The 19,966-nt window shown below is 65.0% G+C and carries 19 protein-coding genes; 12 read left to right on the plus strand and 7 right to left on the minus strand.

Annotation, left to right across the window (positions count from 1 at the left end):
• Positions 1-301: 301 nt before the first annotated feature.
• Positions 302-1,171, minus strand: a complete 870-nt coding sequence (locus tag AC5P6A_RS20475) for a PoNe immunity protein domain-containing protein (protein ID WP_346715286.1) — start codon at positions 1,169-1,171, stop codon at positions 302-304.
• A 115-nt stretch (positions 1,172-1,286) separates the two neighbouring features.
• Between AC5P6A_RS20475 and AC5P6A_RS20480 the strand changes: the two genes are divergently transcribed.
• On the plus strand, positions 1,287-2,444 hold the full coding sequence (locus tag AC5P6A_RS20480) for a hypothetical protein (protein ID WP_227845087.1): 1,158 nt from the start codon (positions 1,287-1,289) through the stop codon (positions 2,442-2,444).
• Between the two features lie 92 nt (positions 2,445-2,536).
• Here AC5P6A_RS20480 and AC5P6A_RS20485 read toward each other — a convergent pair whose 3' ends face one another.
• A complete protein-coding gene (locus AC5P6A_RS20485; RefSeq protein WP_227845086.1) occupies positions 2,537-2,902 on the minus strand; it encodes a hypothetical protein in 366 nt (121 codons plus the stop codon).
• Positions 2,903-3,069: 167 nt separating this feature from the next.
• Between AC5P6A_RS20485 and rimK the strand changes: the two genes are divergently transcribed.
• The 6 genes from rimK to AC5P6A_RS20515 all read left to right on the plus strand — a co-directional run bounded on the left by rimK (position 3,070) and on the right by AC5P6A_RS20515 (position 8,122).
• A complete protein-coding gene (gene rimK, locus AC5P6A_RS20490) occupies positions 3,070-3,948 on the plus strand; it encodes a 30S ribosomal protein S6--L-glutamate ligase (protein ID WP_026347043.1) in 879 nt (292 codons plus the stop codon).
• Positions 3,949-4,191: 243 nt separating this feature from the next.
• The gene (locus AC5P6A_RS20495) at positions 4,192-4,668 is read left to right on the plus strand and encodes a hypothetical protein (protein WP_019660178.1); all 477 of its coding nucleotides are present in this window, start codon (positions 4,192-4,194) and stop codon (positions 4,666-4,668) included.
• 93 nt (positions 4,669-4,761) lie between these two features.
• Complete coding sequence (locus tag AC5P6A_RS20500) at positions 4,762-5,235, plus strand: hypothetical protein (RefSeq protein WP_019660177.1); 474 nt, start codon at positions 4,762-4,764, stop codon at positions 5,233-5,235.
• Between the two features lie 8 nt (positions 5,236-5,243).
• Positions 5,244-5,921: a response regulator transcription factor gene (locus tag AC5P6A_RS20505; RefSeq protein ID WP_005410804.1), complete on the plus strand. Its 678-nt coding sequence runs from the start codon at positions 5,244-5,246 to the stop codon at positions 5,919-5,921.
• Complete coding sequence (locus AC5P6A_RS20510) at positions 5,884-7,251, plus strand: sensor histidine kinase (protein WP_346715284.1); 1,368 nt, start codon at positions 5,884-5,886, stop codon at positions 7,249-7,251. Before AC5P6A_RS20505 ends, AC5P6A_RS20510 begins: the two co-directional genes overlap by 38 nt.
• Before the next feature lie 484 nt (positions 7,252-7,735).
• Positions 7,736-8,122, plus strand: a complete 387-nt coding sequence (locus AC5P6A_RS20515; protein WP_019660175.1) for a hypothetical protein — start codon at positions 7,736-7,738, stop codon at positions 8,120-8,122.
• A 125-nt stretch (positions 8,123-8,247) separates the two neighbouring features.
• Here AC5P6A_RS20515 and coaE read toward each other — a convergent pair whose 3' ends face one another.
• The 3 genes from coaE to AC5P6A_RS20530 are packed head-to-tail and all read right to left on the minus strand — an operon-like array spanning position 8,248 to position 11,002.
• Complete coding sequence (gene coaE / locus AC5P6A_RS20520; RefSeq protein WP_155030019.1) at positions 8,248-8,859, minus strand: dephospho-CoA kinase; 612 nt, start codon at positions 8,857-8,859, stop codon at positions 8,248-8,250.
• 11 nt (positions 8,860-8,870) lie between these two features.
• Positions 8,871-9,734, minus strand: coding sequence for a prepilin peptidase (locus AC5P6A_RS20525; RefSeq protein WP_058981943.1), 864 nt, complete (start codon positions 9,732-9,734; stop codon positions 8,871-8,873).
• A gap of 8 nt (positions 9,735-9,742) precedes the next feature.
• Positions 9,743-11,002, minus strand: a complete 1,260-nt coding sequence (locus AC5P6A_RS20530; protein ID WP_180877624.1) for a type II secretion system F family protein — start codon at positions 11,000-11,002, stop codon at positions 9,743-9,745.
• Between the two features lie 357 nt (positions 11,003-11,359).
• On the opposite strand from AC5P6A_RS20530, the gene AC5P6A_RS20535 reads away from it, so the two are divergent.
• The 3 genes from AC5P6A_RS20535 to pilB all read left to right on the plus strand — a co-directional run bounded on the left by AC5P6A_RS20535 (position 11,360) and on the right by pilB (position 14,105).
• Positions 11,360-11,785 (plus strand): pilin, encoded by a 426-nt coding sequence (locus AC5P6A_RS20535; protein ID WP_159360511.1) that lies wholly within the window; start codon positions 11,360-11,362, stop codon positions 11,783-11,785.
• A 105-nt stretch (positions 11,786-11,890) separates the two neighbouring features.
• Positions 11,891-12,310, plus strand: coding sequence for a pilin (locus tag AC5P6A_RS20540; RefSeq protein ID WP_159360510.1), 420 nt, complete (start codon positions 11,891-11,893; stop codon positions 12,308-12,310).
• A gap of 67 nt (positions 12,311-12,377) precedes the next feature.
• The gene (pilB, locus tag AC5P6A_RS20545; protein ID WP_180877625.1) at positions 12,378-14,105 is read left to right on the plus strand and encodes a type IV-A pilus assembly ATPase PilB; all 1,728 of its coding nucleotides are present in this window, start codon (positions 12,378-12,380) and stop codon (positions 14,103-14,105) included.
• A gap of 173 nt (positions 14,106-14,278) precedes the next feature.
• Here the strand turns inward: pilB and AC5P6A_RS20550 are convergent, their stop codons facing one another.
• Complete coding sequence (locus tag AC5P6A_RS20550; protein WP_021204206.1) at positions 14,279-15,652, minus strand: sigma-54-dependent transcriptional regulator; 1,374 nt, start codon at positions 15,650-15,652, stop codon at positions 14,279-14,281.
• 60 nt (positions 15,653-15,712) lie between these two features.
• A complete protein-coding gene (locus AC5P6A_RS20555; protein ID WP_495222403.1) occupies positions 15,713-17,326 on the minus strand; it encodes a sensor histidine kinase in 1,614 nt (537 codons plus the stop codon).
• Positions 17,327-17,705: 379 nt separating this feature from the next.
• On the opposite strand from AC5P6A_RS20555, the gene sucC reads away from it, so the two are divergent.
• Together sucC and sucD are read left to right on the plus strand one after the other, a co-directional pair.
• Positions 17,706-18,875, plus strand: a complete 1,170-nt coding sequence (sucC, locus tag AC5P6A_RS20560) for an ADP-forming succinate--CoA ligase subunit beta (RefSeq protein WP_005418614.1) — start codon at positions 17,706-17,708, stop codon at positions 18,873-18,875.
• A 24-nt stretch (positions 18,876-18,899) separates the two neighbouring features.
• On the plus strand, positions 18,900-19,775 hold the full coding sequence (sucD, locus tag AC5P6A_RS20565; RefSeq protein WP_346715283.1) for a succinate--CoA ligase subunit alpha: 876 nt from the start codon (positions 18,900-18,902) through the stop codon (positions 19,773-19,775).
• The last annotated feature ends 191 nt before the right edge of the window (positions 19,776-19,966 follow it).

The following is a 19,966-nucleotide window of genomic DNA, read 5'->3' on the forward strand; positions in this document are numbered from 1 at the left end:
CGGGCGCGCTCCGCAATTGCTGCGGATGTTGTGTTTCTCTCGGTAAAAATGACCCTGCAACGGGGCGCATTGCGGAGCGGAAATCAGGAATAACCCATTGAAACGCATGTATTCCTGACGAGCTTCCCAAGCTACTGACGTGGGTTCGATTCCCATCGCCCGCTCCATGTCTCCAGGGTATTCACCCCCGGCAGGCGCGGCGTACTCGATGCATCACACCCAGCTCGAGCGTGTGGCAGCAGCGCCGCAATCTCTTCCTCAGTGTTGGGCTGTGGTCCCTTCGAACCATAGCTCGAGTGGCTTATGCGCCCGCTTGCGGCCGGGCGAAGTCCACCAGATCGGAAGGATAGTGCGGGCAGGTGCGCAGCGCGGCATCGTCGCCGCCATACAGAACCACCAGCGCTGCTACCTCCAGCGCCCAGTAACCCCATGCATGCGGTCCGGTCAGCCGTCGGGTCCGCTTCTGAGCCTGGGGCGACAGTAGAAAGAAGTCACGGTAGTGCACCTGCAGGTAGCCGGTCAGCAGGGATGGAACGAACGCTTCACCGTCGCGCAACGGCGCGAACAGCTCGGCGAACGGGCGCGGATGGAATATCGCATCGCTGGCTTCGGCAAGGCCCAGTGCCGGTGCGCTGAGGTAGTCCAGCACGCGGTCGGTGTCGAAGCAGAGGACCTTCTCCACCAACGCTGGAAGACGGTCCTGCGCATCCAGCAGCACGCCCAGTGACAACAGCTGCAGGGCGTAGTCGTAGTGCTGCGTTGTGCGCGGTTGCAACGGCGCGGCCAGCGCGATGTCGTGGCCCTGCTGTTGCAGGCTGTTCCGGGCAATGGCCAGCAAACGTGCATGCTCGAGCCAGAGTTCTGCAACGTCGGCATGCATCTGCTGCAATGCCGTGGGGGCGAATCCACGGTCGATGCCTTTCAGCAGCAGGTTGCTGCCGGTCTGGGCAACCGCTTCCCAGCCGTACGCATGTTCCAGCGCCGCATGCCCCTGCAGCGGTTCCTCCGCAGGGTCACCGCCATTGCGCGCATGACGCGCAAGCAGGGCCATGCCCGCGTTCCAGTCTGCCTGCCAGTCCGGCAGGCGAAGCATGCGGCGCGGTACTCCCGGATCCTTGGCCAGTGCTCTCCATCGCGGTAGTACGTCCAGCAGCAGATTCCGGCGGTTCACGGCAGTCATCGGTTCCATCATCAGGGAAAGTCTAGCGGCAATGCCGGTTCGACCCCCATTGCCTGGCACCGCGTTGAAGGTTTGAATGGTGCGCAATCGCAGTCACCATGCCCGCATGACCGTTGATCGAATCGCCCTCCGCCGTTTCACCCAGTGGCTGCCGTTCCTGGTCCTGGTCGCCATCTGCGTGGTCTGGTGGTCGCCGCTGGGCGTGGTTGTCGCCCTGGCCGCGTGCCTTGCAGTGGGTGGTGTGCTGCAGCGCCTTGATCTGGTCGGCGATACCGTAGGCGGCGCACTGCTGCGCTCGCGGGCGACGCTGCCCTTTGCTACCCGGCCGCCCACGCATGATGTCCTGTTGGATTGGGGCGAACTGGGCATGGGGGGGCCGGCCTACAGCACCCAGATGCTGCGCGATGGCGCCATTGTCGAGGGCGTATCCACTGGAGGCAGCCACGACGCCAGTGGCGAGTGGCAGACGCTGGCGGGAAGCGGGCTGCGTGTGGCCAGTGGCTATGTTGATCGCAGCGAAGCGGTGATCGTCTACGACGAAGCGGACAAGCGGGTGATGCACCTGCAGGCGATTGTTCCCAGCCTGTTCTGGCAGGAACTGCACGAGCGCCGGCAGCTTGGCGGGGATGCCGAAGCCGCAATGTGGTTGCGGGATATCCCCTGTCGATCGACCACGCTGCGGCCCTGCCGGGGTCTATGGCTGGAACCGGAGCATCCCGCGCTGGCCGCCGGGTTGCCGCAGGCATTGCGGCATGTCCTGCCGGATGCCCGGGTGCTGCAGGCCATACCGCTGCTGCCCGACGATCTGCGCCTGACCGCGCATCCGACGCTGTTCGCGCGCATCTGCCCGTACGCGCTCTGTCTTGATGGCGAGCCCAGTAACCGTCACGCCTGCGATCTGGAAACGGTGATCACCAGCCCGTCCGGACGGTGCGTGGCGGTGGCGGGCAGCGTGCTTGATGGGGATCTGCGTCCCATCGAGGGCGTATGGCTCGTCCACTGGCAGGGGTGTTGGCAGGCCATTGGCCGCCGTGCGACGGGCGGCAGCGGCAAGGCCCGCAGTGGTGCCTGGATCGATGTGATCGAGGCCGGCGATGACGGTTCGCTTCGCTGCGAAGCCTATGAGGAACACTGGACGTTCGACGCGATCACACGCATCCCCACGCCACACACTGCGCTCGCCCTGCCTGTGGAATGGCGGGAAACCGCGCTGGCCGTGCGTGTCCGCGATGGGCACTTCTCGCTGCGCCTGCCCCCGCGCTGATCAGCGGCGGCAGGCATCCCTTGGATGAGCCATGAGGATGTCCCCGGCGACGGTGCGGTCATCGCCGGAGACGGTGCGGCGACTATCGGCTGTCAGTCTGAGTAGAAGCCGTTGCCAAGGATGCCGGGCAGGCCGGGTTCCGGCCACGGCATCAGTGACGTGCAGGCGTCATACAGCGTGCAGAAGTCCTGCCGAAGTTGCGCAGGCACCCAGCTGCCATAGGAAACGTCGGTCGAGTCGCCCTGGCAGGCGTAGGAAACATCGATCCAGCGGGTATTGGCGTGTGAGGCAACGCCCTGGTGCTGTGTCTTGCCTGTGCAGTAGCGCAGGCCCTGGCCGATCAGCGTGTTGTTGGCATCGAAGTAGAGCCGGGAGACTGCATGGGTCGGCGCAGCCTGTACGTCTGCGGCGCCGCCCACCAGGCCAAACAGCAACAACAGCGGAATTCCCATTCGCATCTGTGGTTCTCCTTGGGGTATGTAAGCCGGCCGTGTCCTGTCCATCAGCCGGCGAAAGGCATCTTCGCACAGCCCCATCAGGCACGCAGATGCGGCGGCTTGCTGGGCATCATCCACCCGCCACACGCCCGCGCTATGCTGCGCGCCTGCCGTCCGATCCTGCCGCGATGAAGCTCGCCATCCTGTCCCGCAACAGTTCCCTGTATTCCACCCGCCGGCTGGTCGAGGCGGCACGCACGCGTGGCCATACCGTTCGCATCCTCGACCCGCTGCGCTGCTACATGCGCATCGCCGCCGATGGTTTTTCGATGCACTACAAGGGCCGGCCGATGACCGGCGTGGACATGGTCATCCCGCGCATCGGTGCCTCGATCACCCGCTATGGCACCGCCGTGCTGCGGCAGTTCGAGCTGATGGGCGCACGCACCCCAAACCCCTCCGACGCGATCCTGCGTTCGCGCGACAAACTGCGTGCGCACCAGCTGCTGGCCGCCAAGGGCATCGACATGCCTGTCACCGTGTTCGGTGACAACCCGGATGACACCGTCGACCTGTTGTCCATGCTCGGCCCGCCGCCCCACGTGGTGAAGCTCAACGAGGGCACCCAGGGGCGGGGCGTGATCCTCACCGAAAAGGCCAGCGCATCGCGCGGTATCGTCGAGGCCCTGCGCGGGCTGTATGCCAATTTCCTGATGCAGGAGTTCATCGGTGAGGCCAAGGGCGCCGACCTGCGCTGCTTCGTGGTGGGCGACCAGGTGGTGGCCTCGATGCAACGCCAGGCGCCGGAAGGCGACTTCCGCTCCAACCTGCATGCCGGTGGCACTGCGGTGGCGGCCAAGGCCAGCCGCGCCGAACAGCAGGTGGCGGTGCGTTCGGCCAAGGCGCTGGGCCTGTCGGTGTGCGGGGTGGACCTGATCCGCTCCGCGCGCGGCCCGCTGGTGCTGGAGGTCAACTCCACGCCGGGGCTGGAGGGGATCGAAGCCGCCTGCGGGGTAGATGTGGCCACGCGCATCATCGAGCACGTCGAGAAGCTGAAAAAGCCATGACAAATCAATATTTTGAGATTCTCATGGGCAAATGAGGCCGGCTTTAACATGCCTTTAATCGGCGCCGGCGTAGCCTTCAGCGAACCGCAGCTCTGCCTCTCAGCAGGATCGGTATCGGGATACGACTTCAGACCCAGGCGGGCCACCGCCTGGGTCTTTTTTATACCTGCCGGAAGTCCCTTGTGGAGGCCGCGTGACGGCCGTAGAGTGGCCATCGTTCCTGGATGGATCCGGAGGCTGGCGATGTACCGCATCACGATGATCGCGTTGTTGCTGGGGTTGTCTGGCACTGTCTCCGCCAAGCCGGAGAAGACCGCCATACAGATGGACGGGCAGGCACCGGTGGCCGAGCAGGTCCGGCGGGTTGAAAGGGCCCTTGATGATGGCGAGTACAGCGAGATTTCCGCTGACGACCGCGCCCAGGTGCAGCAGGCACTGGCGCGCATCACCCAGCGCATGGGGGACCACAGCACGCTTCAGGAGCTCCCGCCGCAGGTCCAGGCAGAGGTCTTCAACGACCAGGAGCGGATCAACACCGTTCTTGTCCGCGCCCACGAAGACAGCCGCCAGATCTGCCAGCACACCCGCACGACGGGCAGCAACATGCCCAAGAGCCGCTGCTTGACGGTGGCCGAGCGCCGCCGGATCGAGGAAAAGGGCAAGGCCCTGCTCAACGACCAGCGCACCTTCAACAATCTCACGCCTCCCAGTAACCGCTAGCCGGGCCGATTGCCGCCCGAGCGACCGGCACTTGCTCGCGTGAAGGCGGTGCGAATACAGTCAACCCTCAACTCAAACAAGGATTCGTTTGTCATGAAGTCCCTCCTGATGTCGGCGGTCCTGGTCTCGGGCCTGACCCTGGCCACCGCCGCCTCCGCATCCAACCAGGCCGGTGAGGTCTTTATTCCGGGCAAGCCGCTGCAGCAGCAGATCGAGCGCATCGAAATCGAACTCAACGATGGCGAGACCTACAGCGAGCTGAAACAGGCCGACCGCAGCCGCGTGCGCGAGGCGCTGGTGCGCATGCGTACGGCCGTCGAGCAGCATCCCGACCGCGATTCCATGCCTGAACAGGTACGAACCGATGTCTTCAACGATCAGCAGATCGTGAACACGGTTTTGACACAGGCCCGTGAAGATAGTCGTCTAATATGCCAACGTGAAAAGGCCACGGGTTCGAACCGGTCCACGACGCAGTGCACGACCGTAGCCGAGCGCGCGCGACGGAAGGACAAGGCACAGCGTGATATGGGCCAGGCCCAGCGCGTCGGCAAATTCGTCAATTAGAGGTGACAGTGAGAATCCTGGTAATCGAAGACAACAGCGACATTGCGGCCAACCTGGGCGACTACCTGGAGGACCGGGGCCACACCGTGGACTTCGCGGCTGACGGGGTTACCGGTCTGCATCTGGCCGTGGTGCACGAGTTCGACGCGATCGTGCTGGATCTCAACCTGCCAGGCATGGACGGCATCGAGGTCTGCCGCAAGCTGCGCAACGAAGCGCGCAAGCAGACCCCGGTACTGATGCTCACCGCCCGCGACTCGCTGGACAACAAGCTGGCCGGCTTCGATTCCGGCGCGGACGACTACCTGATCAAGCCGTTCGCGCTGCAGGAAGTGGAAGTGCGTCTGAACGCCCTGTCGCGACGCGGCAAGGGCGTGCAGACCCGCGTGCTGGAAACCGGCGATCTGGAATACAACCTGGATACGCTGGAAGTGCGCCGCCAGGGCAAGCTGCTGCAGCTCAACCCGACTGCACTGAAGATCCTGCAGGCGCTGATGGAAGCGGCCCCGGCCGTGGTGACCCGCCAGGAACTGGAAACCCGCGTGTGGGGCGAAGAACTGCCCGATTCGGATTCCCTGCGCGTGCACATCCACGGCCTGCGTGCGGTGGTCGACAAGCCGTTTGAAGTGCCGCTGATCCAGACCCGCCATGGCATCGGATACCGCATCGCCACCCCGGAAGCCTGATTCGGTGGCAAGCAAGGGGGAGCGCCGGCGCACGCCGTATCGGCGGCGCCTGCGCAGCCGCATCATCGTTTCGTTCGTGTTGTTGGGCTTCTGCCTGACAACGCTGTTCGCGTTCGCCACCAACTGGGCCCGCCTGCGCGTGGAAAACCAGCTGGTGGAAGAGCTGATGAACCGAAACATCGACGAGTATGCGCGCCGCTATTACGAGCACCCCGGGCATAACCCGGATGCACCGGTGCTGCAGATCAGGGCTTATGCCTATTCGAAGGACAAGTTCGACCGGGTGCGCGAAGAACGCGCGCAGTGGGCGGGCTTCTCCGATGGCATCCACAGCGTCAGCGGTGATGAGCACGGCGAGCCGTACTCCTACAAGCTGGCCGTGCGCAAGACGCCGGACGCCTGGTTCTTCCTCGCCTATGACATGACCGACAGCGTGCGCGGCGGCAAGCAGCTCAACCGCGCGCTGGTGCTGTCGGTGCTGGTGTTCAGCCTGCTGTCACTGGTGCTGGGCTGGTGGTCGGCCTCGAAGGTGATGAAGCCGGTCTCGGACCTGGCCGCGCGGCTGCGTGCCTATCGCGGCGGCACGAGCGAGCCCGAGCCGCTGGCGCCACGTTTCCCCGATGACGAAGTGGGGCAACTGGCGCAGGCGCTGGATGATTATTCGTCGCGGCTGACCGAAGTGGTGCAGCGCGACCGTGAGTTCAATGCCGACGTCAGCCATGAGCTGCGCACGCCGCTGGCGGTGATCCGGGGCGCCACCGAACTGCTGCTGACCCGGCCCGGCCTGGACGAAAAGGTGCTGCAGCGCCTGCAGCGCATCCAGCGTGCCGAACAGCAGTGCAGCGATCTGATCGGCGCGTTGCTGCTGCTGTCGCGCAACGAACGCGGTCAGGGCACCAGCAACGTGGCCCGCGTGGCCGAGCAGCTGCTGGATGCGCACCGTGCGCAGCTGGGCGGCAAGCCGCTGGAGCTGGTGCTCGAAGGTGAGCGCAACCTGGTGATCGACGCGCCCGAGGCGGCGCTGTCGGTGGCACTGGGCAACCTGATCGGCAATGCGGTGAAGTACTCGCAGGACGGCGAGGTGCGCGTGTTCGTCGGCGCCAATTCGGTCTCGGTGACCGACAGTGGCCCGGGCCTGAGCGAGGAAGATGCCGCCAAGCTGTTCCAGCGTGGCTACCGCGGCACGCATGCTGGCCATTCGCAGGGCGGCGGCATCGGCTTGTCGATCGTCAGCCGCCTGTGCGATCTGTACGGCTGGCAGGTGAGCGTGCGCCCCGGTGGCGAGCGTGGCGTGATCGCCACCCTGACGTTCTCGCCGAAGCCGTTGTAAGGGCCCCTGCTTTGGTGGGTGCCGACCTTGGTCGGCACGGACCCTGCCGACCTTGCATCGCGCTCTGTGTCGCTTGTGCCACTGAATTACCCTCGCGCGATGATCAGGCCTCAGGCCCAACGCGACACCACCGTGATCGCTGCCGCGGCCCGCGCGTGTTCCAGTGCACGCATTGGCATGCCCGCACCGTACTTGGGAATTTCCTTACAGATTGCCGTGCGCGGCGATGGCCTGATGACCTGGCCGGGGCAGGTGCCTTGGCCGGGATTGGCGTCCTGAAAAAAACCAACACTCGGCAAACTTCCGGCTGGCGTCGGCCTGTCGTGGAAAATGCACCGCGTGCCTTGTTTCGGCGGACGGTGCGTGGGGATTCGTCAGAATCCGCTGGAGTCTTTTTGCTGATTGTTGGGTCTCCGGTACGCCAACCCGCACCGTCCGCCACCTTGCATCTGCAGGTGGCCTGCCGACTGCGAGGAGCTCCACCATGTCCACCCGCCCGCTGTTCCCCCAGCTGCACGCCCTGATCGGCGATGCGGCCCACCTGCTGCCTGCCGACGTCGCCGAGCGTGTCGAAGTGCTGCTGGATGACCCCAAGGACCTGCTGCCCGCCCTGCTGGCGCGCATGGATGGCCGCGACGCCGCCGACGGCCAGCGGCTGGACGTGCAGGGGGCCAGCCCGGCGCAGGCCGCCACGATGGCCGGCCTCAGCCGCACGCTTGCCGGTCTGAACACCCTGATCCAGCTACTGCACGCCGCCGAAATCGCGCGGGAGCAGGGCGGTGCCCGCCAGCAACTCAATCCCGATGTCGTCGACGGCCTGCTGCTCGGCGCCCGCGAACTGGCCCGCTACGCCCGCCTGCAGCTGGAGTAGATCCACGCCACGCGTGGATACGCTTCGGTAGTGCCGGCCGCTGGCCGGCAACCGAGTCGTCCAGTAGATCCACGCCATGCGTGGATACGCTTTGGTAGTGCCGGCCGCTGGCCAGCAACCCGGCCTCAACCCCCGGCCAACCCCAGATACCGCGCGTGCAACTGTTCCACCTGCACCTGCAGGTCCTCCGGCTGCCCATCATTGACCACCACGTCATCGGCCAGCGCCAACCGCTGCGCGCGGCTGGCCTGCGCAGCAATCATCCGGTCGGCCAGCGCAGCATCAATGCCATCGCGCTGCATCAGCCGGGCATGCTGCACGGCCTCCGGCGCGTCCACCAGCAGCACCCGGTCCAGCCATGGGTAGGCCTTCCGCCCACCCACCTCGGTCAGCAGCGGAATGGCGGCAACCGCATAGGGGCTCTCAGCCTGCTCGCACTGCTGCTGCATCAGCAGGCGGATGGCCGGGTGGGTGATCGCTTCCAGCGCCGTCCGTTCGGCCGGGTCGGCGAACACGTGAGCGCGCAGGCGGGCCCGGTCCAGGCTGCCATCGGCCAGCAGCATGTCGGCGCCGAAGCGCTCGGCGATGCGGGCCAGCGCCGGGCTGCCGGCGGCCACCACGGCCCGTGCGGCCAGATCGGCATCGGCCACCACAATGCCCAGCGCCTCGAAGCGCCGGGTCACTTCGGTCTTGCCGGAGGCGATGCCCCCGGTCAGGCCAACCACATAGCGGCTCATGGGGACTCCCCTCAGCGCAGCCCGCTCATCACCAGGTACTGATCCACCAGCGGTGCGCCCCACATGAAGTACAGCCAGCCGGCGATGGCCAGATACGGCCCGAAGGGAATGGGCGTGGCGCGGTCACGGCCCCGGCTGTACAGCCAGATCGAGCCGATGATGGCGCCCAGCACCGACGACAGCAGGATGATCGGCAGGATGCCCTTCAGCCCGCACCAGGCGCCGAGCGCGGCCAGCAGCTTGAAATCACCGTGGCCCATGCCTTCCTTGCCGGTCAGCTGCTTGAACAGCCACCAGACCATCCACAGCGACAGGTAGCCCACCGCCGCGCCGACCAATGCAGGCTTTGCCGGCATGTACAGGTTGTCGATGTTGCCTATCAGGCCCAGCCACATCAGTGGCAGGGTCAACTGATCGGGCAGCAGCTGGGTGCGCAGGTCGATGCCGGACAGGGCGATCAGGAAGCAGGTCAGCACGATGGCGCCGAAGCCCTGCCAGCCGAAGCCGAACTGCCAGACGCAAGCCAGCACCAGCACCGAGGTCAGCGCCTCCACCAGCGGGTACTGCAGCGAGATCGGCGCCTTGCAGTGGCGGCACTTGCCGCCCTGGATGATCCAGCTGAACAGCGGGATGTTCTCGTACCAGCTCAGCTTGTGCTTGCAGTGCGGGCAGTGCGATGGCTCCACCACGATCCCCGGTGGGGGTGGCTCATAGAAGTCCGGTTCCTCCAGGACTTCGCGCGCATCGCGCTTCCACTGCCACTCCAGCCGCTTGGGCAGGCGCAGGATGACCACGTTCAGGAAACTGCCCAGCAGCAGTCCCAGGGCGGCCGCGGCGGGGTAGCCGAGGCCGGGGTGCTGGTCGAGAAATGCCATTGATACCTTTAGCCGACGACGGCGCCGAGTTTGAAGATGGGCAAGTACATGCCGATGACCATACCGCCAACGACGACACCAATGAAGACCATGATCATCGGTTCGAGCAGGCTGCTCAGGGCGTCAACGGCATTGTTGACCTCCTGCTCATAATACTCGGCAACCTTGAACAACATGGCGTCCAAGGCACCGGCCTCTTCGCCGATGCCGGTCATCTGGATGACCATGTGCGGGAACAGGTTGAGCTGCTTCATGGCCATGTTGACCGGATAGCCGACCGAGACGTCGTCGCGCATCCGCAGCACGCCTTCCTCATAGACCTTGTTGCCGGTTGCGCCGGCCACGATGCCCAGGGCCTCCACCAGCGGCACGCCGGCCTTGAAGGTCACAGCGGTCGTTCGGGCGAAACGGGCAATCGAGCTGTTGTGCATGATCTGCCCGATCACCGGCACCCTCAAGATCAGGCGGTCCATGGTGTGCTGCATCTTGGGTGATCGTTTGTAGGCCATGGTGAATGCGACGACGGCGCCAATTGCCACGATCGCCATCAACCACCACCAAGAGACCATGAAGCGTGACAGGTTCACGATCATCTGGGTAAACGCAGGCAGCTCCGCGCCGAAGCCGCGGAACACTTCTTCAAACTGTGGTACGACGAAGATCAGCATGATGGCACTGACCAGCAGCGCAACGACCACCACCATGGCTGGGTAGAACAGCGCTTTCTTGATCTTGCCCTTCAGCGCTTCGATGTTTTCCTTGTAGGTGGCGACGGTGTCCAGCACCGTTTCCAGCACACCCGCGCCTTCACCAGCCCGGACCAGGTTCCGGTAAAGCTCATCGAACTGCACGGGATACTTGCTGACGGCCTCATATAGGGAGGAACCGCCCTCGATATCGGCACGGATCCCGTCCACCATCTTCTTCATGCGCGGGTTCTTGTGCCCGCTGCCGATGATGTCCAGTGCCGATACGATCGGTACACCAGACTTCATCATCGTCGCCATCTGACGGCTGAAGAAGGCAATGTCCTTCGGTGAAACTTTGCTGCCGGCTGCCCCGAACAGTGGCTTGGGCTTGGGCTTTACCGTGCCGGGATTGATGCCCTGACGCCGTAGCTCTGCGCGCAGCAGGTTTGCGTTCTTGGCGACCTGCTCGCCCTTCATCTTTACGCCCCGCTTGTCGGTCCCCTCCCAGACAAACGGTTGCAGTTCCGTGGTCGCGCGGGCCACGGGCTCCTTCTTGATCGCACTGCGACTGACAGACATGTTGGCTCCCCAAGGCCCGCCATCCCCAGGCGGGCATCATGACCGGCGATGGTAGCCGGTTCAGGGCCGTCCGGGGAGTGTGCCAGCGTGACGCTGCGCAGGATTTTTGACCTGCGGAGACGAAAGGTGACGCACCGCGTCACATTGCCGCGTCCATCGCAGATTCGCTTAAAGGGGGTTCCCATCCGCGAAATTGCTGCCATCATGGGCACGGGGAAATCCAGGGGGAGCCGTGCCGGGGTTGGCACGGAACCTGCGTTGATCCACCCGCAGGGCGCAGGACCCGCTCAGCCGGCCAATAGGCCGGACCGATCCTGGCCACTGAAATCAATCACCACTATCTTGGGGACGTACCAAATGAAGAACCAGAAGGGCTTCACCCTTATTGAATTGATGATCGTTGTCGCGATCATTGCCATCCTGGCCGCTATCGCGATTCCGCAGTACAACGATTACACCGCACGCGCTCAGATGACGGAAGCGTTCACTCTGGCGTCTGGCATGAAGACTCCGATTGCAGAAGCTTTCGCCCAGGACAATACCGCTGCCAACTCTTGCGTTGTGCCGGCTGGCTCGGTCACCACTGGTAAGTACGTCGCTAGCCTGACGCCGACTCCGGGCGCAGACAGCTGTGCGATTGAAGCCAAGATGAAGGCGGCGGGTGTGAACGAGAAGGTGAAGGAAGCGACCGTCACCTTGACCTACAAGCCGTCGACCGGCGCTTGGACCTGCAAGAGCAGCGTCAGTGCCGCGATCACGCCGAAGGCTTGCGATCCGACCTAAATGTAGCTGTCTGAAGAAAGGCCCCGGTGTTGCCGGGGCTTTTTTTTTGGCAATGTGCTGCGCGCTGGACACGCACATACACTCTCTGCGCTGGGGAGCGCAAACATGAAAATGCAGACGGGTTTCACCCTGATCGAGCTGATGGTCGTGGTGGCTATCATTGCCATTCTCTCGGCCATCGCCATCCCGCAATACAACGACTACACTGCGCGCAGTCAATTGTCCGAGGCGATCAGTCTGCTGGGTGGCCTGAAAACCCCGGTGGCCGAGCAATTCGCCAACAGCAATGCAGCAACATCTTGCGCCGTGCCGGCCGATGCCGTGATGACGGGTAAGTACGTCGAAAGCATCAAGGCAACACCTGCCATTCCTTGCGTGATCGTCGGGACTATGAGGGCGGTGGGTGTCAATGAGAAGGTCAAGGCAGCGACGGTGACGATCACCTACTCAGCCAGTACCGGTATTTGGGACTGCAAGACCAGTGCGCCGGCTGAGGTTGCGCCCAAGGCATGTCCGCACGGCTGAATCTACTTGCTGGTTCCGGGGGGGGGGCTCTGTAGGGTAGGCTGCGCGGGGGAGTAGGAGTACTCAGATGAACACAGTTGTCACCGCCAATCTTGTCGGCATCACCGGCCTGGCCCGCCGCCTGGTCCAGGACGGCGCCCTGGACGAGGCCTCCGCCCGCGATGCGATGGCCAAGGCCACGGCCGCCCGCCAGCCGCTGCCTACCTGGTTCGCGCAGAACAAGCTGGTCAGTGCCTCGCAGCTCGCCGCCGCCAACGCGGTCGAGTTCGGCATGCCGCTGTTCGACGTGTCCACGTTCGACGCCAGCCAGAACGCCATGAGCCTGGTCAGCGAGGAGCTGCTGCGCAAGCACAACGTGCTGCCGCTGTTCAAACGCGGCGGCAAGCTGTTCGTGGGTACCAGCAATCCGACCCATGCGCTGGACGAGATCAAGTTCCATACCAACCTGGTGGTGGAGCCGATCCTGGTCGATGAGGACCAGATCCGCCGCACGCTGGAACAGTGGCACGCCAGCCATGACACCATCGGCGACGCGCTGGGCGGCGACGACGAGGGCATGGCCAACCTCGATGTCGGCCTGGGCGACGACGAAGGCGCGGGCACCGACGCCGGCATCGACGCCAAGGGCGACGACACCCCGGTAGTGAAGTTCGTCAACAAGGTACTGGTCGATGCGATCCGCAAGGGCGCCTCGGACATCCACTTCGAGCCCTACGAAGACGATTACCGCGTGCGCCTGCGCATCGACGGCCTGCTGAAGATGGTGGCGCGCGCGCCGGTGAAGTTGAACCAGCGCATTGCCGCGCGCCTGAAGGTGATGGCACAGCTGGACATCGCCGAAAAGCGCGTGCCGCAGGACGGGCGCATCAAGCTCAACCTGTCCAAGACCAAGCAGATCGATTTCCGCGTCAGCACGCTGCCGACCCTGTTCGGCGAGAAGGTGGTGCTGCGTATCCTGGATGGCAGCGCGGCCAAGCTGGGCATCGACAAACTGGGCTACGAGCCGGACCAGCAGAAGCTGTTCCTGGATGCGATCCACAAGCCTTACGGCATGGTGCTGGTGACCGGCCCCACCGGTTCGGGCAAGACCGTTTCGCTGTATACCGCGCTGGGCATCCTCAACGACGAGACGCGCAACATTTCCACCGCCGAAGACCCGGTGGAAATCCGCCTGCCCGGCGTCAACCAGGTGCAGCAGAACAACAAGCGTGGCATGACGTTCGCTGCGGCGCTGCGCTCGTTCCTGCGACAGGATCCGGACATCATCATGGTCGGCGAAATCCGCGACCTGGAGACGGCCGAGATTGCGATCAAGGCGGCGCAGACCGGCCACATGGTGCTGTCCACGCTGCATACCAACGACGCGCCGCAGACCATCGCGCGCCTGATGAACATGGGCATCGCGCCGTACAACATCACCAGCTCGGTGACGCTGGTGATCGCGCAGCGCCTGGCACGCCGGTTGTGCCCGAACTGCAAGCGCCCGGCGAACCTGCCGGAGCACGCGCTGCTGGCCGAGGGCTTCACCCAGGCGCAGCTGGATGCGGGTATCCAGTTGTATGAGGCGGTGGGCTGCGATGAGTGTACCGAGGGCTACAAGGGCCGAACGGGTATCTATCAGGTGATGCCGATGACCGATGAGATCGCCACTATCGTGCTGGCCGGTGGCAATGCACTGCAGATTGCAGAGGCGGCGCAGCAGATCGGGGTGAACGACCTGCGGCAGTCTGCGTTGAAGAAGGCTGCGGCCGGGATCACCAGCCTGGCGGAGATCAATCGCGTTACCAAGGATTGAGGTAGAGCCGAGCCCATGCTCGGCTGAGGTACCGAAGAGCAGCCGAGCGTGGGCTCGGCTCTACAGTAGATCCACGCCATGCGTGGATGATCGGCCACGGATCCCATAGTAGTTCCACGCCATGCGTGGATGGCGCGGTCCCGACCACTGCGCAGCCGGGCATGGGCTCGGCTCTACTCCATCCCCAGCTTCTTCAGTTTGTAGCGCAGCGCGCGGAAGGTAATCCCCAACTGCGCAGCCGTGCGGGTCTTGTTCCAGCGGTTCTCCTCCAGCGCGCGCTGGATGGCGCTGCGCTCCAGCTGCTCGATGTACGAGGGCAGGGCGGCGCTGCCGGGCTGCAGGTCGGCCACGGCTTCGGCGGGCGCGGCACTGCCCGGCGCACGCGGGGCGTGCTGCGGCAGGCGCAGGTCGTCGGCACCGATGCGGTCTTCTTCGGCCAGTGCCAGCGCGCGTTCCAGGATGTTCTCCAGCTCGCGCACATTGCCCGGGAACGCATAGTGGGCCAGCGCTTCCAGCGCCGACGGCGCCAGCAGCGGGGTGGCGCGGCCGTGGCTGCGGGCCAGCCGCGCCAACACGGCGGCGGCCAGTTCCGGCAGGTCCTGGCGGCGCTCGCGCAGTGGCGGCACCTTCAACTCGATCACGTTGATGCGGTAGTACAGATCGTGGCGGAAGCGCCCGTCCTCGACCAGCTCGGCCAGGTCCTTGTGGGTGGCCGAGAGGATGCGTACGTCCACCGGCTCTTCGTTGGCCGCACCGACCGCGCGCACCGACTTTTCCTGGATGGCGCGCAGCAGTTTCACCTGCATCTGCAGCGGCAGCTCGGCCACTTCGTCCAGGAACAGGGTGCCGCCGTGCGCGGCCTGGAACAGGCCGGGCTTGTCGGCATGCGCGCCGCTGAAGCTGCCTTTGCGGTGACCGAAGAATTCGCTTTCCATCAGCTCGCCGGGAATGGCGCCGCAGTTGACCGGCACGAACGGCCCGGCCGCGCGCGCGCCCTGGGCGTGGATGGTGCGAGCAACCAGTTCCTTGCCAACTCCGGATTCACCGAGGATGTAGACCGGCGCCTGGCTGCGCGCGACCTTGCTGATGGTGGTGCGCAGTACGTCCATGGCCGGCGAAGCGCCGAGCAGGCGTGCTGCCTGTTCGGTGGCGGGGCCGGGCGCAGGGCGTTCGCTGTTGTTGAGTTCCAGCGCGTGCTTGACCAGGCCACGCAGTACCGAGATGTCCACCGGCTTGCTGACGAAGTCGAAGGCACCGGCCTTCAGCGCTTCCACGGCCAGGTCCATGCTGCCGAACGCGGTGATCATCGCCACCGGCGTGCGCGGGTAGTGCTGGGCGATCTCGCTGACCAGCTCGATACCGTTGCCATCCGGAAGCCGCATGTCGGTGATGCACAGATCGTACGGATTGCTGGCCAGCAGCTCGCGTGCTTCGGCCAGGTTGGCGGCGGTACTGATGCGCAGGCCCATGCGGCCAAGGGTCAGTACCAGCAGTTCGCGGATGTCGCGTTCATCGTCGACGACGAGGGCGCTGCGGGTTTCGTTCATGGGCGTGAAAGATAAACGAGGGGGCTGGAAGCGACAAATGTTTGACGCACAGATCTGCAATCAGGTGGGCAGCAGCGTGTGGGGGCCGGGCAGCACCAGGCGGAAGCAGGAGCCGCCGGCGGGCACGGGAATGTAGTCCAGGCGTGCCTGGTTGGCCCGGCACAACTCGCGGGCGATATACAGGCCCAGCCCGGTGCCGTGCTCGGAGGTGGTGAAGAACGGACGGAACAGCTGCGCGGCCACGCTCTCGGGAATGCCCGGGCCACGGTCCATCACGTCGATCACCGCGCTGCGCTCGTGTTGTGCCACGCGCAGGCGCACCCGCGCCGGCTGCTGGCCGATGCGGCCGTACTTCAATGCGTTGTGCACCAGTACGGTGAGCACCTGGTACTGGTGCTTGGTATCGACCTGCGCCATCACCGCCGTATCGCTGATGATCGGTTCGATGCTGTCGGTTTCCAGCGTCTGGCCCTGCTTGTACTCCAGCACGAAGCGGCGCACGAAGGCGACCAGATCGACGTTCTCGGGCGTGGCGCGTTCGCGCCGTGCCAGCCCCAGCACGCTTTCGACGATGCCATTGGTGCGCTGGCATTGCTGGCGGATGATCTGCAGCAGGCGGCGGTCGCTTTCGTTGAAGCCGGTGCCTTCTTCCAGCAGCTGCACGGCATAGTTGATCGCCGCCAGCGGGTTGCGGATTTCATGGGCGAGGCTGGCGGAGAAGCGGCCCATGGCCGACAGGGTGAGCGATTCGGCGCGCCGCGAGACCACGCTGGAATCGTCCAGGAACACCAGGGCCAGCTCGCTGCCCGCCAGCAGGCGGGCGAAGCGCGGTTGCACTTCCGGCTGGTCGGGGTTGAGCTGCAGCGGCAGTTCGTCCTGCGCCCAGCCGTTGCGCCAGCGCTGCAGGCGGCGCGCCAGTTCCGGCGCGGCACTGGCCAGATCCAGGCGTCCTGTCTCACCGATGCCGTCATTGTCACCGAGCAGCATCGAGGCCGCTTCATTGGCCAGGGTGATGCGGTTGTCGGCGTCTACCACCAGCACGCCAGTGCGCATGCGGCGGATGATCAGTTCGTTGATCTGGAACAGGTTGGCTACTTCGTCGCCGCGCTGGTTGGCCAGCTGCTGGTTGCGGCGTGCGCGGCTGCCCACCTGGTAGCTGATGAAGGCCAGCGCCAGGTAGCTGGTGGCAAACATGGCCAGCTCGGCCAGCGTGCGGGTGGGATCGCCGCCTTCCAGCACTTTCCACAGGTATTCGGTACCGGTGGCCAGGCTGGCCGCGACTGCCAGGCCCAGCCCCCAGCTCAGCGGCAGCAGGGTGGCGGCCGCGGCGATGTTGAACAGCAGCGACATCGAGATGCCGGCGCTGGCGCCGGGTAGGGCGTGCGCCAGCAGGGTGGCGGCGATGATATCCACCAGCACGCTGGTGACCACGATGGGGCGCAGCCAGCGTTCGTTGCGGCCGATCGCCAGGGCCAGCAGCGACAGCACCAGATAGATGGCCGCAACGGTATCGGCCAGGCGCGGGTGGTGGGCCTCGCCGACCATGCCGGACAGGGGGCTGTAGAGCAGGCCGGCGATGACTGCGGCGATCAGCACCCGGTACAGCGCGAAGAAGTACAGCTCACGCCGCGGAATCGATTCGATGCGGTCGATCAATGAAGCACTGGGTGACACGCCGGAACTCCCCTTCTGGCTGCCTGGGTCTGGAATCTGCGGCGGGCCTGCCTGGCATCCCCTGAGGCCGGGCGGGCACGTCGCGTCGATGTAGTGTCGAGCGTGCTCGAGAGGGCCAGTATAGGGCCCCTGCGCTGGCGCCGCGGGACCGCCCCGCATCGCGCATTTGGCCCGCCGCGGAGACCGGAGGCCAGCGCCAGGGCGGGCGCAACTGCCTGAATGACCGCGAAAATCCGCCCGCGTCTGGCGTTTTGTACAGACTTCTTTGCGCCCCGGCGCCGGCTCGGCCACAATAGTGGGCCCGCCGCGGTCCGTGCCGGTGCCTCTTCCAGGGGCCCTGAGGAATTGCGTGCGGTCGTTCCTATTCCCACGGTGACGCATGAATTTCCACGAATACCAGGCAAAACAACTGCTTGCCGAATACGGCATCCCGGTCCCGGCCGGCAAGGTCGCGGCGACCCCGGACGAGGCGGTTGAAGTCGCCCAGTCGCTGGGCCAGGGCCCCTGGATGGTCAAGGCGCAGATCCACGCTGGCGGCCGCGGCAAGGCTGGCGGCGTCAAGTTCTGCAAGACCGTCGATGATGTGAAGGCCGCAGCGGCCAAGATGCTCGGCACCAAGATGGCCACCTACCAGACCGCCGGCGTCGAGCTGCCGATCAACCTGGTGCTGGTGACCACCGCCGGTGAGATCGTCAAGGAGCTGTACCTGTCGGTCCTGGTGGATCGCGGCACCCGCACCATCAGCTACATCGCCTCTTCCGAAGGCGGCATGGAAATCGAGCAGGTCGCTGCCGAGACCCCGGACAAGATCCACACCCTGAACGTGGACTTCGTCGAGGGCGTGCAGGGTTACCACGGCCGTGACATCGGCTTCAAGATGGGCCTGACCGCCAAGCAGGCCGGCCAGTTCGCCAACATCATGGTGAACCTGTACCGCATCTTCAACGAAAAGGACCTGGCGCTGGTTGAGATCAACCCGCTGGCCATCCTGGACGATGGCAACCTGTACGCGCTGGACGGCAAGTTCAACAGCGACGACAACGCCAACTTCCGCCACAAGGAACTGGTCGCGATGCGCGACAAGTCCCAGGAAGATGAAACCGAAGTGACCGCTTCGGAGCTGGACATCAACTACGTCACCATGGACGGCAACATCGGCTGCATGGTGAACGGTGCCGGCCTGGCCATGGCCACCATGGACGTCATCAAGCTCAACGGCGGCGAGCCGGCGAACTTCCTGGACGTGGGCGGCGGTGCGAACAAGCAGCGCGTCATCGAAGCGTTCAAGCTGATCCTGTCCTCGGACAAGGTCGAAGGCATCTTCGTCAACATCTTCGGCGGCATCGTCCGCTGCGACATGATTGCCGAAGGCATCATCGCCGCCGTGAAGGAAGTGGGCGTCAAGGTTCCGGTCGTGGTGCGCCTGGAAGGCACCAACGTGGAAGAAGGCAAGCAGCTGCTGCGTGACAGCGGCATGGCCATCATCCCGGCTGACAACATCAACGACGGCGCCAAGAAGGTCGTTGAAGCGGTCAAGAACGCCGCCTGATCCACGACACCGAAGGAAATTCCCATGTCTGTTTTGATTAACAAGAACACCAAGGTGATCGTGCAGGGCTTCACCGGCCAGCAGGGCACCTTCCACGCCACTCAGATGATCGAGTACGGCACCCAGGTTGTTGGCGGCGTGACCCCGGGCAAGGGTGGCACCACCCACATCGACCTGCCGGTCTTCAATACCGTTGCCGACGCCGTGCAGAGCACCGGCGCCAACGCGTCGGTCATCTACGTGCCGCCGCCGTTCGCGGCCGATGCGATCCTGGAAGCCGCTGCTGCCGGCATCAAGGTCATCGTCTGCATCACCGAAGGCATCCCGGTGCTGGACATGCTGCGCGTCAAGAACGTGCTGACCCGTTCCTACCCGGACACCGTCCTGATCGGTCCGAACTGCCCGGGTGTCATCACCCCGGGTGAGTGCAAGATCGGCATCATGCCGGGCCACATCCACCAGCCGGGCAAGATCGGCATCGTGTCGCGTTCGGGCACCCTGACCTATGAAGCGGTCAAGCAGACCACCGAAGTCGGCCTGGGCCAGTCCACCTGCATCGGCATCGGTGGCGACCCGATCAATGGCCTGAACTTCGTCGACTGCCTGAAGCTGTTCAACGAAGACCCGCAGACCGAAGGCATCATCATGGTCGGCGAAATCGGCGGTGACGCCGAGGAAGCCGGTGCCGAGTACATCAAGAACCACGTGAAGAAGCCGGTCGTCGGTTTCATCGCCGGTGCGTCGGCTCCGGCCGGCAAGCGCATGGGCCACGCCGGCGCGATCGCCTCGGGCGGCAAGGGCACTGCCGAAGGCAAGTTCGCCGCCATGGAAGCTGCTGGCGTCGTCACCGTCCGTTCGCCGGGCGACCTGGGCGCCGCCATCGCCAAGCTGGTGAAATAAGAACGACTGCCTCTGGCAGCCGATTCTGTAGAGCCGAGCCCACGCTCGGCTTGCTTTGGAAAAGCCGCCCTCGGGCGGCTTTTCTGCGTCTGGCGGCCGCCTGGTCGGCCCATCCACGCATGGCGTGGATCTACTGAGCCGGGGCTGTCCACGCAGTGAACGCCCCCGGCGCGCGCACGACGCGGCGCTAC

It is taken from the genome of Stenotrophomonas sp. YJH_SMC_20 (assembly GCF_059367845.1).